This is a genomic window from Shewanella sp. VK101, assembly GCF_056497865.1.
Genome location: NZ_CM151402.1, coordinates 4,663,416 through 4,677,568 on the forward strand (window position 1 = coordinate 4,663,416; position 14,153 = coordinate 4,677,568).

The window sequence follows — 14,153 nt, forward strand, 5'->3', positions numbered from 1 at the left end:
CGGGTCCTCACTTTCAATTGGATCTAACAGGGACTCAAGGGTGGCAGCGCAGCACCGCCACCCGTTATTGCAGCCTAAGCCGTCAACATCTGCTCAAGATGCTGTGCATCCAGGGGATTGGAGCGTTTCATATCGATGAGGCGAACGTTGAGTTTTTCGAGTAGGCTCTTTGAATTGGCACTTTCAGCATCACTGAAATCTGAAATTACCATTTTTATTTCTGAAGAATTCTGATCTATCAATACATAGTCCAGACGTGAGTGACTTGCAGGCGCATGTGGGTCAATATCAACCACTGACTCCAAAGCTACATTGCTGCAAACTTCGTATCGACCATTGGTTAAAGACTTCAGAGATTTAAAAAAGTCTAAACTCTGTTTGTCAAAGAACCGATTCTTGAGCTTTATCGCTTCGGCGTTTTTTTCGTCTGACTTAAAGAACTTGATACATGTCATCACAAATACCACCAGCACGAATGGTACTGCAATAAAAAGCACGAAGTAGATAAAGGCATAACTTAGAATAACTGAAGTATCCATATAACCCTCCAAACATCATTTTTAGTTTTTAATGCGCTTATTGCGCAGTTGAATTATTACTATCTACAGCAATATAAATTTTGATCATCATCAAATAATCATCCGGAGAAAGACTGAAAAAACAAAACATAAGACACTGACTACATTGCCATTTTCTAGAAAACAAACTGCTAAAAATAAGAAATTGAATTTAGATAAAACGATATTTTAAAATACACTATTTCACTATTTGAAATATGCAGGCGTAATGAGAATTCCTCTCACATACAACCTTTAATTAACCTAAAACCCAGCATTTAGTGATCTAGAATACAGAATCAAAAATAGCTTCGAATAAAATTATTTTTTCTGAAAAAACTGGTTAATATAGATATCGAGGGTACCACTAAAGGAGTATTGCAGATGAACCATATTGACTTTGAAAAACTGGATATTCTTAGTCTTTCCATTCTTGTTAGCTTATATGAGAACAAGTCTGCAACACATGTTTCCAAAATTCTAAATGTACCCGCACCAAAAATAAGCCGTTGTTTAAAAACTGCCAGATCTATTTTTGGTAACGAGCTATTTTTAAGAAAGAAGTATGGCCTTATTCCAAATGAATTTGCAGCCAAGGTTTACCCTATTGCCAAAGAAATAGTCGACTGTGCCAAGGGCTTCAATCATCTTGGAAACCCAACCTTGGCTGGAAACAAAAACTTCGAGCTGGTCACCCCCGGGCTGATATCCTACGCCTACCCAAAAGCCTTGATGCAGGCCATTAAACAACAGAACAAGCAGTTGCATATCAATTTGAACTCCTGGGGCTGCAACTCATTGCAAGGAATAATAGACGGCAACATCAGTGCCGGGCTTTGCAGTTGCCATTACCCGCAGGATTTACTGGCAATCGGCAATAAGTTACAGATAGAAGCCTTGAGAAAGCTGGATAGCCTTTACCTTATCTGCAACAAGAATCATCCGCTGTTGTCCCGTGAACTGACACTGGAAACCATAGCCGAGTATCCCTATATCAATACAGATCTGGGCCTTGGTCCCAACTGCCTGAGCCCATTTGAAGACTACTGCCGGATCAACAATCTGGATTTGAATGTCGAGATGACCATCACCGGCATTTCCTCCCTGAGTGCCTATCTGGAAGCCTCACAGGCGGTGGCTTTGGTGCCCTATAAGGCGGTATTCGATCTGCTGGGCGAAGAACCCCTGCTACACCTTTGCAAACTGTCGGAAATGGAAACCACCCGGCTGTTCAATGTCACTGAGCCACTGACTCTGACACTGCTCAGCCCCAGCGGCCAGCAAGACCCGGATCTGGAATGGATTCGCTCACAGCTGCGTTTGGTGAGCGGAACCTTGCTGTAGGCTTGCCACATCAATCTGAACCCGATCTCAGCCGATCTTTGGCCTTGAGGTATACAGACAGATTTGCCCAAGAGTTCATACAATAGCGCTGCCAAAAGCGGTACACTAATGAGCATTCGATACTGGGTAAGCTGTTTATGCAAATCAATTCTCACGCCGAACTCAATCTCCTTTGGGGTTCCCTCATACTTGAAGAACTGGCACGCCTTGGGGCTCAGCATGTGTGCATGGCGCCGGGCTCGCGCTCCACGCCCCTGACGCTGGCAGCCGCCCGCCAGGACAAACTAAAACAACACCTGCACTTCGATGAGCGTGGACTGGGCTTTATGGCGCTCGGGCTCGCCAAGGCCAGTCGGGCTCCGGTGGCCATTATCACCACCTCGGGTACGGCCGTTGCCAACCTGTATCCGGCCATCGTTGAGGCCTGGTTGACTCAAGTCCCCTTGGTCGTGCTTTCCGGCGACAGACCGCCTGAGCTGATAGCTTGCGGCGCCAACCAAGCCATACTCCAACCGGCGATTTTCGGCCAATATGCCAAGCAGTTGAACCTGCCGACACCGGATCTGGCCATAGCCCCTCAGGCACTGCTGACTCAGATTGATGAAGCCGTGGCCAACCAAAGCATGCCGGTCCACATCAATTGTATGTATCGTGAGCCGCTGTACCCAAGCAGCCTGGATGCCCCCAGAAGCCAGGCCATAGAGCACTACCTGCAACCTTTGGCGAGCTGGCAACAGGCAAGCACACCCTATAACCAATATGCAGCTGTAGGCATGGGACAAGTCCCCAGTTGGGATACCATGGCGCGTTTTGTTCACGGCAAGGGTGTTATCATTGCCGGCACCCTAGATAGTGCCGATAATCCACAAAAGTTGGTCGAACTGGCCAGCAAACTCGGTTGGCCGCTGCTGACAGATGCCCAGTCTCAGCTGCGTCAACATCCTGCCGCGATAGGCAATGTCGACCAACTGCTGCTCAACCCCAAGGGCCGAGCCCTGCTGCAACAGGCCGACCGGGCACTGGTATTTGGTGGACGCCTACTGTCGAAACGCTTGATAAGTTATCTGGAACAGCAGAACTGGCACCAATATTGGCAAGTATTGCCGCAGCAGATGCGCCTGGATCCCAGCCATAAACCCAAGCAGATCTGGCTGGCAGAGCTACAGCAGATAGCCGCGCTTGAGTGGCCACGCTCGTCCTCCGCCAATTGGGCACTGGAGCTCACCGCCCAGAATGAGGCGCTCAATGAGCTCTTTGTACGCCAAATCGATAACGGCGAGTTCGGTGAGGCCCAGGTGATCAGGGCCATAGCGGCAATCCGAACCGGCGAGCAGCAGCTTTTTATCGGTAACAGTTTGCCGGTGCGACTTTATGATATGTTCGCGCCCATCAGTTGCTGCGCCGCCATCACCTATACCAACCGCGGTGCTTCAGGGATAGATGGCCTGCTGGCCAGTGCCTGTGGCGTCGCCAACCACAAGGGCCAGGCCACCACCTTGGTACTCGGCGATCTATCGGCGCTGCACGACCTCAACTCTCTGGCACTGGCACGCCAGGCTCAGGGGCCATTGGTGATAGTGATACTCAACAATGATGGCGGCAATATCTTCAATATCCTGCCGGTACCGGATGAGCAAGTAAGGGCTCACTATTACCGATTAAGCCACGGGCTGGAGTTTGGTTATGGCGCGGCCATGTTTGGCCTGCCCTACAATAGGGTGGAAGACTTCCAGGGCTTTATGGATGCCTACAGTGAAGCGCTCAACTATAACGGCGCCTCGGTTATTGAAGTTTGCATCAGCCAAACCCAGGCCAGCGACCAGATAGCCAGCATAGGCCAATGGGTAAAACAAAGCTGATGTTAGCCACAACGACTCAGGGTTCAGCAACCCAGCCGCCTTTGGTGCTGCTGCACGGTTTTCTCGGCAGCAGCTATGATTGGCGCGAGTTGCTGCCGCACCTGAGTCAGGACTACTACTGTATTGCGGTCGATCTCCCGGGCCATGGCCGCAGCGGTGATATCTCGATAGCGAGCCCAGGCTTCAGTGACTGTGTTGCCTTGCTGCGCCATACACTGCTCAAGGCAGGCATCCCACGCTTTCACTTATTGGGATACTCGCTTGGTGGCCGTATCGCGCTGCATCTGGCTCAAACCTGGCCCGAGGCGCTGCTGAGCCTGCATCTTGAGTCCTGTCACCCGGGCCTGTTATCCCATGATGAACGTCACCAGAGGGCGATGGCCGATAAGCTGTGGGCCGAACGTTTTAACACTATGCCGATTGAACAAGTGCTGGCCCTCTGGTATCAGCAAGCGGTATTTGCCGACCTATCAAGCGCCGAGCGTGAACGTTTAATCGAAAAACGCCGCCATCAGCAGCCGCTTGGCCTAATCAACTGTTACCAGGCCACCTCACTGGCACTGCAACAGGATCTGCGCCAGGTGCCGGCCAAGCTTGCCTGCCCAAGCCACTACTACCTAGGGGAGCAGGATGCCAAGTTTAGCGCTCTCGCCAAGGCTTGGCAGCCACAAGCCGGATTCAAGCTGCATACCATTGCCGATGCGGGCCATAATAGCCATCAGGCCCAACCCGGCGCTTTTGCCACGGCGCTCAAAGGCGCCCTGAACGCGATTTCAAGGGGTGAATGATGCATCCAGACTCACTGTCACTGGCCCGCTATAGGCTACCGCTGGAAACCTCACTACCTGTGGGCAAGCAAAGAATCGAACAGAGAGCCGGGCTGGTTATCAAGGCCAGTTGCGGCAATGAAGAGCATTTTGTGGAAGTCGCCCCCTTGAGCGGCCTGGATGCCAACGGCGAGCCACTGCTGGGTTTCAGCCGTGAATCGCTGGCGGAGGTGACAGAAGCAGCCTTGGCGCTGATGCAAGCACTGGCAGCCAAAGAGCTGGAGTTGAGTCAGGCGGCCGATGCCTGTCAGTATCCCTCGCTCGCCTGGGGGCTAAGTCTGCTCGATACCAAACTCAAAGGACAACTGCCACAGCGCTGGCCGGCCTTTGAAACCATCCCGCTCATCTATCACAGGGAAGAAGAGCCACTGGCGCTACTGCAACAAAGGCTGGCGGCGCTTCCCGATACGGTTCTCAGAGCCAAGATCAAAGTCGCCCAGACCAGCATGGAGCAAGAGCTCAGACTGATCCATGGTGTATTGGCCGCCAAACCTCATCTTAAACTCAGGCTGGATGCCAATCAGGGCTTTGAGTATCAGCAAGCAGTGGATTTTTGCGCTTGTCTGCCCAAGGCCAGCATTGAATATATTGAGGAACCCTGCCGCCGCGCCGACGATAACCCGGCCCTGTTCAAGGCCACAGGGATACGCTATGCCCTGGATGAAAGTCTGCTGCAAAGTGAGTTTGTACCTGACTGCAATGACTTCGCGAGCGGTCTCACGGCGCTGGTGCTTAAACCCATGTTGCTCGGCAGCTTAACCAGACTGCAAACCCTGATCGAACAGGCCGAAGCGGCCGGCGTGCGCGCCCTGTTGAGTTCCAGCCTAGAATCTTCTCTGGGAATTGCCGATCTGGAGGCGGTCAGTGCCCTCTTGACCCCCAACGAAGCCCCCGGACTGGATACTCTGGCGCCTTTCGGACACGATATTATTGTCGGCCAAGGGCACAAACCTTGTCTGGACTTTGCTGAGCTGGAACTATTGGGTCAGTGGTCCTGTCTGTAACTGCCAAGCTCAGACAACCTCTGTAACCAGCAATCTCATTAACAGGAAAGCACATGACCTACTCGCCCCTTCACCTCAGTGGCCAACAGACTCCAGATGCCATCGCCTTGGTAGAGGGCGGTATCTGCCATAGTTATCAGGCAGTAAGCCAGCAAGTGTTGGCGCTCGGCGCCGAGCTTCGAGCCTTGGGGTTGCAGCGCGGGGATAAACTGGCCTGTGTGGCCGCCAACTGCCGCGAGCTGATGTTGCTGTATTGGGCTTGTTTGGATCTGGGGCTACTCTTTTGCCCGCTGTCACCCAAGTTTCCGGATAGTCAGCTTCAGGAGCTGCTTGAACGTTTTAATATCCGCTTTATCTGGTGCCCGGATAACGCCAGAGATCAGCTTTGGCAAGCGCTGGCGGTCACCCGAGTGCAGGCGGATTTTGCCATTCACGAATCGAATGGTACCCCTGCCGAGATAGCCACTGTCTCGGCCGATACGCCGCTCAATATCATTCTTACCTCGGGCTCCTGTGGCAGCCCCAAGGCCGCAATCCACTGCCTTAGTAACCATATCGCCAACGCCAATGGCAGTCGGCAGTTGATCCCTTTGACGAGTGGTGATGCCTGGTTACTCTCGTTGCCGCTGTTCCATATCGGTGGTCTGGCAATCCTCAATCGCTGCGCCCTGGCTGCGGCGGCCGTGGTGCTGCCGGACAATAAGCTGACTATGGCGGCGCAGTTAAAGCGTGATGCCATCACTCATCTCTCATTGGTGGCCACCCAGTTACAACGCCTGTTGGACGACAGCCCCGAAAGCCTTATGGGAGTGAAGTGCCTGCTACTTGGCGGCGGCGCCATAGGCCAAGGCCTGCTGGACAGGCTATCTCCCTTGAAGGTGAAAGCCTTTACCAGTTACGGCATGACAGAGATGGGCTCGCAGATCACCACGGGAATGGCCCGCAGCGATGGCAGCAGTGGCCGCCTGTTACCCGGGCGCGAACTCAAAATAGAACAAGGAGTTATCTGGGTCAGGGGTGAGACCCTGTTCATGGGTTACCTGCAGCCGGATGGCAGCATAGTTAAAGAGACCCAAGACGGTTGGTTCTGCACCAAGGACAAAGGCTTTTGGAGCCAGGATGGGCTACTGCATATTCAGGGGCGGGTTGACAATATGTTTATCTGCGGCGGCGAGAATATTCAACCGGAAGAGGTGGAAGCGGCGCTGAAACGGCACCCTGCCATCCTGGATGCCATCGTCTTTGGTGAAGATAACCCCGAGTTTGGTTTACTGCCGGCCGCCATTTTGCGATATCGAAGCATAGAAGTACCGAGCGAAGCCGAGTTGACCGCCTTCCTGGCAGACAAGCTGGCCCGCTTTAAACGCCCGAGGCACTATTATCCCTGGCCGCAACAGGTTGCAGAGGGGCTCAAGGTGCAGCGTAAACAGCTTATTGCGGCTGTCAGCTCAGCCGCGAAGCCTTAGGGTCTGGCTATTCAAAAAACGCTTGCAAAAATCGGCTTCACTCAAGGGCTTGGAAAAGTAGAATCCCTGCCCCAGGTTGCAGCCAAGATTTTGCAGCAATCTGAGCTGTGCCTCGGTCTCAATACCTTCAACCACCAGTTGCATGTCGAGCGAGTCAGATAATGCAATTACACTGGAAATCGCCGCCTTGCATCTGGGCTCTGTATCGAGGCCAGCCACAAAACAGGCATCCAGTTTCATTTGTGAAAAAGGCAGCTCACACAGACGAGCCATAGAAGAATAAGCTGCACCAAAGTCGTCAATGGCCAGTTCACAACCCAACATGCGTAAACGGATCAGGTTTTCCATATTGAGGGCCGGTGCCGAGATAAGCCCGGACTCGGTGATCTCTATGGTGACCAATTTCGGTGGCAACTTGTAGTCACGGATCAACTTGAAGATCTGATATACCAGCTCAGTGGAGTTCAGTTGAGAAATATCCAGGTTATAGGCCAGCGACAAGCGATAATCTTGTTCCAGCAATTGCTTTTGCAGCCTTATCCCCTGGCGGAATAGCTGCAGAAACATTTCATCCAGCAGCCCATAGCGGATCAAAGGCTCAATAAACAGTGCCGGACTCAAGAGACCAAATACGGGATGATTCCAGCGCGCCAAGACTTCGGCGCCTTCAATCTGCAAATCAGATACGTGGAACTTGGGCTGGTAAAAGCCGACAAACTGCTGATCCATAACTGCATCCTTGAAGTCTTTGAAATTCAAAGATACCCAGTCTGTTTGTCTTTCAGGCTCAAGCGTTTGCTGACGAGGTTCGTTCAACTCGCGATAACGGCAAATCATTGAGCTCAGGTTTTCAATTGTGGGAGACTTGGCCAAGTCTCCCAAATATTGAAACCCCAACAGTTTGACCATCTGCGATACTGCCCGGCGCAACTCTCTGTCCACATCGCTATAGAGCGCTACGGCACGAATTTTAAACCTAGTCCTTGCCTGACGCAGAAATGACAGTCCATCGGTTCCGGCCATCATCAGGTCGCAGATGACTATGTCGACTTCGCGATTCTGAGTTAACCAAGAGAAGGCTGCAGTTGCACTGCCGAAACTAACAACATCCACACAGGCCAACGACTTGAGATTATGCTCCAGCACAGTGCGTTGAAACGGATGATCCTCAAGAATCAGTACCCTGAGTTTATTCATGAGTCTGCCTATAGAAGTAATAATGGTTCAGGCAACTACTTATTTAGGTTAAGTCGGCCAACGGAAAACTTGCATGCAATAAGGCATTCAGAGTTACAAATATCAAGAAAAAGTGACGCCAAAACTCATAAAAATCATTTATGCTGAATCGCGACCAACAACCATTGTGGTCCTAGGAGCTAAATTTCACTATTAAAAATTAAAAAGCCGTACTGAGAAAAACAGCACGGCTTTTTGTCTATAGAGCTATGTTAAATTTTAGTAGCGTTCAACTATAGGTAACACGTTCATGTGATCCCCCTTAATATTACTCAAGTCAGAATCAGCTTCACCATCAAATGCAGCATAAGACTGAACTAGCAAATTGAATGATTGATCGAGAGATGCAGCCTCGGAAACACCATTTACTTCGGAACTAAGGGTCTTTGAGAGAGATACCATTTGTGATACATCATCTACGCTCCAGGTATTGCCGTCTGCAAAAACTATGGAGTCTAAACTGTGAATATTGTCACCGTTACTCACAAAGTAGTCCTGTACTGTAACTTGGTCATCAGTTCCATCGATATGAAGAACTAAGTTATCATTTAGACGAGAGACGCTAACCTGTGAACTGGTGATTTCTGTACCAAAAGACAATATATCAACGCTTTCGGTATCAGAGTGTTGGTTTATAATCACATCTTGACCATCACCTAATGTAAATAAGTAATTATCATTACCACTTCCGCCGATAAGTGTATCATTCCCAGCTCCTCCCGAGAGAACATCATCACCACCTTCGCCTAACAACAATTCATCATCAGATGAACCGAAAAGGCCTTGATTACTTCCATTGCCCTTAATGACTTGAGCGAAGGCTCGTTGATCGGGCAATTTCAAGCTTTGATCAGACTCTTCTACATCAGGAAGCGTTAAGCCATAAGCACCAAAGATCTGTGCCGCGTTTAGCTTTCCACCCGATTCGAATACGAAATTATCAACTGCGTAGTCTCCACCTAAAAAGAAATTGGAAATAGTAACCTGGCTATCGCCACTACCAAGTATCAAATCATCTCCCATTCTCATCAATGAAGACGCTATGTCATTAAAGCTAATGCCTGACTTGAATAAAATGGTATCAGTGCCGCCTCCGGATGCATTCACAACATCCTGTCCATCACCTTTGCTTAACACGAAAGTATCATTACCCAAGCCACCGATTAAGATGTCGTTACCTAGACCACCTACTAATGTGTCATTCCCATTCTGTCCATTTAATACGTCATTACCATCAGTACCATTGATAGTATTGTCGTCTAAATCACCAAAAATGGTCTCTGTACTAGTTGATGGTTTTGCATTCGGGACGGGTAATCCAAAAGCGCCAAAAATTTGCGCAGGACTTAAATTACTTCCATCCGAAAATTTAAAATCGCTAAGTACATTCGCACCATAAATAAAGAAATCAGAAATCGTTACTTGATCTGGGCCACCGGCAATTTTTAAGATTAGATCATCGCCGTACTTAGACAAGTTTTGTGCGACATCTTGCCATGAAATGTCTTCTGCAAACTCAATAACATTTACACCGGTGCTAATTTCAATAACATCCTGGCCGTCCCCTTTAGCGAACCAAAAGACATCATTGCCTGCTCCACCAAATAACACGTCATCACCTTTACCTCCAGTCAACTTGTCATTACCAACACCACCAAATATGATATCGCCATTGTCTGTGCCAACAATGACATCATCACCGCCAACATTTGGTGTCGGGTCAGGGTCTGGTGTCGGGTCAGGGTCTGGTGTCGGGTCAGGGTCTGGTGTCGGATCTGGGTCTGGTGTCGGATCTGGGTCTGGCGTCGGGTCTGGGTCAACATTCATTAGGTCATTGATATCAATTGTGCTTAGCCATCTGCCATCAGCGCTTTTTAGGTGATCAAGGGCAAATTCGCCACCAACAAAATGATTTAGCACTCGAATTGATTGACTCACACCATCACCAATGAGTATTAAAAGATCGTCACCGTCTTGGCTAAAAGTCAATTCTGCAAAATTGATATCTTGAAGAAATAGATTATCTACACCACCGTCACCCACATCCAATGTGTCGTGACCATCACCTGCATATATAAGGTAACCGTCATCACCCAAACCACCGACTAATGTGTCATCACCGCTGTTGCCACGTAACGTATCGTTACCAACGCCACCAACTAGATTATCGTTGCCCGAGCCACCATCTATGTAGTCGGAGCCTTCTCCCCCATTGATCGTGTCGTTACCGCCCAAACCAAAAAGTTGGTCGTCTCCACCCAGTCCCGAGATACGATCGTCATTTTCTGAACCAACGATTTGTTCACCTACGTTCGTACCTAATTGAACCACAAGCTTGTTAATGTCAGCGACAGTTAGGCTTGTACCATCACTGAATTGGAAGTTATTAACCAAGAAGTGATCGGTATATGATAAGAACCAATTCTCGACAGTAATGCTATCGCCACCATTACCGACTTGAATTACCATGTCTTCACCGTGTCGCTCAAAACTTAAATCTTCCACAGATATCCCTTCACCGAAAATCAAGGTATCGTTAGTGGCTGCAAAGTTAGAATAAGCTTGTTCTTTTCTGGTGGCGATGATGTGGTCTTGTCCATCCCCAAGATTAAAATGATAGGTGTCATTACCAAATGAGCCGTAAATTGTATCATTCCCGGTACCACCGATAAGGGTCTTACCACTTGTATCATAAATATCGTCGAAGGAAATCAAGGTATCATCACCGGCACCACCATCGAGCATATCATGACCATAGCCACCTTTTATCGTGTCGTTTCCTTCACCACCGTATAGTTGATCGTCACCAAGTCCACCATGTATAGAGTCATGTCCTGAATCTCCAAAGATTTGATCATTGTCATCACCACCGTATAGGGAATCATTCCCCGCTCCACCATGGATAACATCTTCTCCGGATTCACCATAAACAATATCATTACCTAAACCAGCATTCACAGTGTCAGCACGGTTGAAACCATAAATCGTATCATCAGCTTCAGTTCCGCTTAATGAATGAACAATGAGGTCATCTATATTCCATTCTACACCATCGGAAAAGGTAAAATACTCAATCCCATGTTCTTCGATATAAGTTGTAGTTGAATAGCTACGACTAAATTGGTCTTCAATAGTAATCTGGTCATTAGATTCATTAAAAGTCAAAATCAAGTCATCACCGACTTGTTTTGCATGTACATCGAAAGAATTTATATCGGTAAAGTTGATTCGATCTTCTAAACTAGAATATTTACTCGTTAATTCGAACACCGAATAATAAACAGAGTCCTTAAAGACATCTTGTCCATCACCTAAAGAAAAAATATAAGTATCGTTACCGAAGCTTCCATCTACGACATCATTACCTTTTCCACCTGTTAATGTATCACGACCAAATGATCCATCAATGACATCATCCCCCAATCCACCATCAATGACATCATTTAACTCATTGCCAACCAGCCACTTATCGTCGCCATCTGTGCCTTGGAGTACTAATAACTGAATATCAGTACTGATAAGAATAGTTCCGTCGGAGAAGGCTATATCATCTAATACAGAACCATAATCAAGTTCGATTGTTCTGAAATAATTTTCGACAGTTATCTGATCATTCGAATTGACGATTTCAATCAACAGATCATCATCATTTCTTGACAGCTTTACATCATTAATTGAAATGTCATCAGCAAACACTAGGTGATTTGACCTGCTAGAATTATTAAATTCTGACTCATATGAAATTATATCTTGCCCATCTCCGCGAGCAAAATGAATGGTATTTATGCCATCACCAGCTTCAATGATATCATCACCTTTACCTCCGGTAATAATATCGTTGCCATAACCACCATCTAACGTATCATTACCGATACCACCATCTAATCTATCATCGCCGCCTTGACCTTTAAGGATGTCATCACCGGATCCGCCTGATATAGTGTCATGTCCTTCTTGGCCTTCAATAATATCATTTCCTTCCTGACCACTAATTACATCATCTCCAACGTAACCAACGATATTATCGTCACCTTCAGTTCCCTGTAATAACGATGAGTTAATATATTCAGATGTCCACACCACTCCATTTGCAAAGGTGGCTTGAACAAATGAACCCCAACCACCTGAAGTTTCGAAATGGCCTCTTATGGTGATTTGGTCGTCGGTATCTATGAAGCGAAAGACTAAGTCAATGCCTTCACGAGCGAATACAACGTCTGTAGGGTTAATTTCACTTGTAAAAACTAATTCATCGCTGGAACTTCGATATCTGCTGGCACCAATGGTGTCTTGCCCATCACCTTTAGAGAAAATATATTTGTTATAACCTACGTCCCCATCAAGCAGGTCATTACCCTTACCGCCTATGAGTTGGTCATTACCTCTTCCTCCAAGAACCTTGTCATTGCCCGTACCACCATAGAGAATATCATTGCCTTCTCCGCCTTCAAGAGTGTCATCGCCACCCTCGCCAAACAGGACATCATTACTTTCTATTACAGGGTCAATACGTCCCACCCACCCTTTATCGCCTTTAAGGGTATCATTGCCATCGCCGCCATATAAATAGTCACTGCCATCACCACCGTTAATTACATTATCACGCTCATTGCCGATAATGAGGTCTTTTAATATACCCCCTTCGGTGGTATCAAGATCATCCATATTTGGATTTTCAGACAGTAAAGTGAATGCCCGGTCGATTGTTTGACCTTGTGTGTATTCATAGCCAATAGCATGAGTGTTGCCGGTTGAATCATAAGCAGCATAGGACGCTTGCTCTGCTATACCCATTTCGCGATAAATGGAGTTAGCGAACTCTACAGTTTCTCCTTTCTCACCAGGAGAGCTGGTATCGGAAGTTCCCTTCATTAAATGTACTAACTCATGAATAAGAGCAGCCTCTAGAGTATCTTCTACAGCTACACCATTGGTACTAATATAACTATTATTTTGAAGCCAATTTAGATCAATAAACACGCCAGCTACGCTAACGCCATTACTAATATTGTCAGAAGAAGGGTCTCGACCATTTAATGTTGAACTAAAGCCGTTCTCGGAAAATTTGATATTGATATCCTTATTACCAATAACAGCAAATTCCTTAAGCATCTTTCGAGCTATTGCAGAATTATCGTAGACATCTCTAATTGCATTTCTTATTTTATCTACTTCTTCGGGAGTGAATTGGTCATCAAAAGTTAGTTTTTTAAGGACATCATCCACGGTGTTATTACCAGAATCGACACGACCACCCTCAAGCTTTATTCCTAGCATTCCATTATAGAAATTAGGAATATTAAATCCAAAAGCTATTAATGTTTGACTGCCATCAGATTCATAAGCAACCGTGATTTGGCTTTCGGTGCCGTCAGAGTGTATAAGTGTATATCCGTCAGCTTCTAGGCCAGTTTCTGTAATAGTTTGTTTTCCCCAGAAAGTACCGCCTGTCAACTTGTAAGTTTTATCTCCAACCCCATCTGCTTTGACATATATTTCGCCTTGACCATCAGAGTCTTCAATGATGGCATAATTAGAAGCAGTACCTACATAATAGGTATCGAAGCCCTCACCGCCATTCATCAACTCGGTGCCAAGCTTTTGATAATTTGGATCGACAGGGCTGGAAGCATAAAGTCCGCCTTTATCGATAAATAAGCTATCATCTCCTGTTCCACCATAGAGCAGATCAACGCCATGGCCACCTATCAGGGTATCATTTCCTTCTCCTCCTTGAAGCAGATTTAGTTTGCCTTCACCGTAAACATCTTCTTCGCCAGACTCTAGATGATCGTTGCCTTTGCCACCATATAAGCAGGGCGGGATCCCACTTTAAATTGAACTTTTACGGTTGGTCATG

The 14,153-nt window shown here is 47.6% G+C and carries 8 protein-coding genes and 1 pseudogene; 5 read left to right on the forward strand and 4 right to left on the reverse strand.

Annotated features, from left to right (window positions below):
- Nucleotides 1-74 precede the first annotated feature (74 nt).
- Nucleotides 75-539 (reverse strand): hypothetical protein, encoded by a 465-nt coding sequence (locus tag ACSHSR_RS20730; protein WP_025010743.1) that lies wholly within the window; start codon nucleotides 537-539, stop codon nucleotides 75-77.
- A 681-nt stretch (nucleotides 540-1,220) separates the two neighbouring features.
- Here ACSHSR_RS20730 and ACSHSR_RS20735 point away from each other — a divergent pair.
- From ACSHSR_RS20735 to menE, 5 genes are all read left to right on the forward strand, one after another.
- Nucleotides 1,221-1,901 (forward strand): LysR family transcriptional regulator substrate-binding protein, encoded by a 681-nt coding sequence (locus ACSHSR_RS20735; protein WP_186297133.1) that lies wholly within the window; start codon nucleotides 1,221-1,223, stop codon nucleotides 1,899-1,901.
- 137 nt (nucleotides 1,902-2,038) lie between these two features.
- The gene (gene menD / locus ACSHSR_RS20740; RefSeq protein WP_107005799.1) at nucleotides 2,039-3,760 is read left to right on the forward strand and encodes a 2-succinyl-5-enolpyruvyl-6-hydroxy-3-cyclohexene-1-carboxylic-acid synthase; all 1,722 of its coding nucleotides are present in this window, start codon (nucleotides 2,039-2,041) and stop codon (nucleotides 3,758-3,760) included.
- Complete coding sequence (menH, locus tag ACSHSR_RS20745; protein ID WP_234502530.1) at nucleotides 3,742-4,548, forward strand: 2-succinyl-6-hydroxy-2,4-cyclohexadiene-1-carboxylate synthase; 807 nt, start codon at nucleotides 3,742-3,744, stop codon at nucleotides 4,546-4,548. Before menD ends, menH begins: the two co-directional genes overlap by 19 nt.
- Nucleotides 4,548-5,591 (forward strand): o-succinylbenzoate synthase, encoded by a 1,044-nt coding sequence (gene menC, locus ACSHSR_RS20750; protein WP_479631535.1) that lies wholly within the window; start codon nucleotides 4,548-4,550, stop codon nucleotides 5,589-5,591. The genes menH and menC overlap by 1 nt, the downstream gene beginning before the upstream one ends.
- A gap of 53 nt (nucleotides 5,592-5,644) precedes the next feature.
- On the forward strand, nucleotides 5,645-7,057 hold the full coding sequence (menE, locus tag ACSHSR_RS20755; RefSeq protein ID WP_479631111.1) for an o-succinylbenzoate--CoA ligase: 1,413 nt from the start codon (nucleotides 5,645-5,647) through the stop codon (nucleotides 7,055-7,057).
- Here the strand turns inward: menE and ACSHSR_RS20760 are convergent.
- The 3 genes and pseudogenes from ACSHSR_RS20760 to ACSHSR_RS20770 form a co-directional block, all read right to left on the reverse strand.
- Complete coding sequence (locus ACSHSR_RS20760; protein ID WP_479631112.1) at nucleotides 7,040-8,254, reverse strand: EAL domain-containing response regulator; 1,215 nt, start codon at nucleotides 8,252-8,254, stop codon at nucleotides 7,040-7,042. The genes menE and ACSHSR_RS20760 overlap by 18 nt on opposite strands.
- Nucleotides 8,255-8,512: 258 nt before the next feature.
- Nucleotides 8,513-13,876 carry a calcium-binding protein gene (locus tag ACSHSR_RS20765; RefSeq protein WP_479631113.1) on the reverse strand — a complete coding sequence of 1,788 codons (5,364 nt, stop codon included), beginning with the start codon at nucleotides 13,874-13,876 and terminating at the stop codon, nucleotides 8,513-8,515.
- 84 nt (nucleotides 13,877-13,960) lie between these two features.
- Nucleotides 13,961-14,119: pseudogene (locus tag ACSHSR_RS20770) on the reverse strand (hypothetical protein); the annotation flags it as partial.
- Nucleotides 14,120-14,153: the final 34 nt, after the last annotated feature.

Bases quoted from the DNA above. Each gene is read 5' to 3' on its own strand.
- ACSHSR_RS20765 (WP_479631113.1), bottom strand. From the start codon at position 13,876: ATGAATGGCGGTGAGGGCTTCGATACCTATTATGTAGGTACTGCTTCT.
- ACSHSR_RS20730 (WP_025010743.1), bottom strand. From the start codon at position 539: ATGGATACTTCAGTTATTCTAAGTTATGCCTTTATCTACTTCGTGCTT.
- menH (WP_234502530.1), top strand. From the start codon at position 3,742: ATGGGTAAAACAAAGCTGATGTTAGCCACAACGACTCAGGGTTCAGCA.
- menE (WP_479631111.1), top strand. From the start codon at position 5,645: ATGACCTACTCGCCCCTTCACCTCAGTGGCCAACAGACTCCAGATGCC.
- menC (WP_479631535.1), top strand. From the start codon at position 4,548: ATGCATCCAGACTCACTGTCACTGGCCCGCTATAGGCTACCGCTGGAA.
- menD (WP_107005799.1), top strand. From the start codon at position 2,039: ATGCAAATCAATTCTCACGCCGAACTCAATCTCCTTTGGGGTTCCCTC.
- ACSHSR_RS20760 (WP_479631112.1), bottom strand. From the start codon at position 8,254: ATGAATAAACTCAGGGTACTGATTCTTGAGGATCATCCGTTTCAACGC.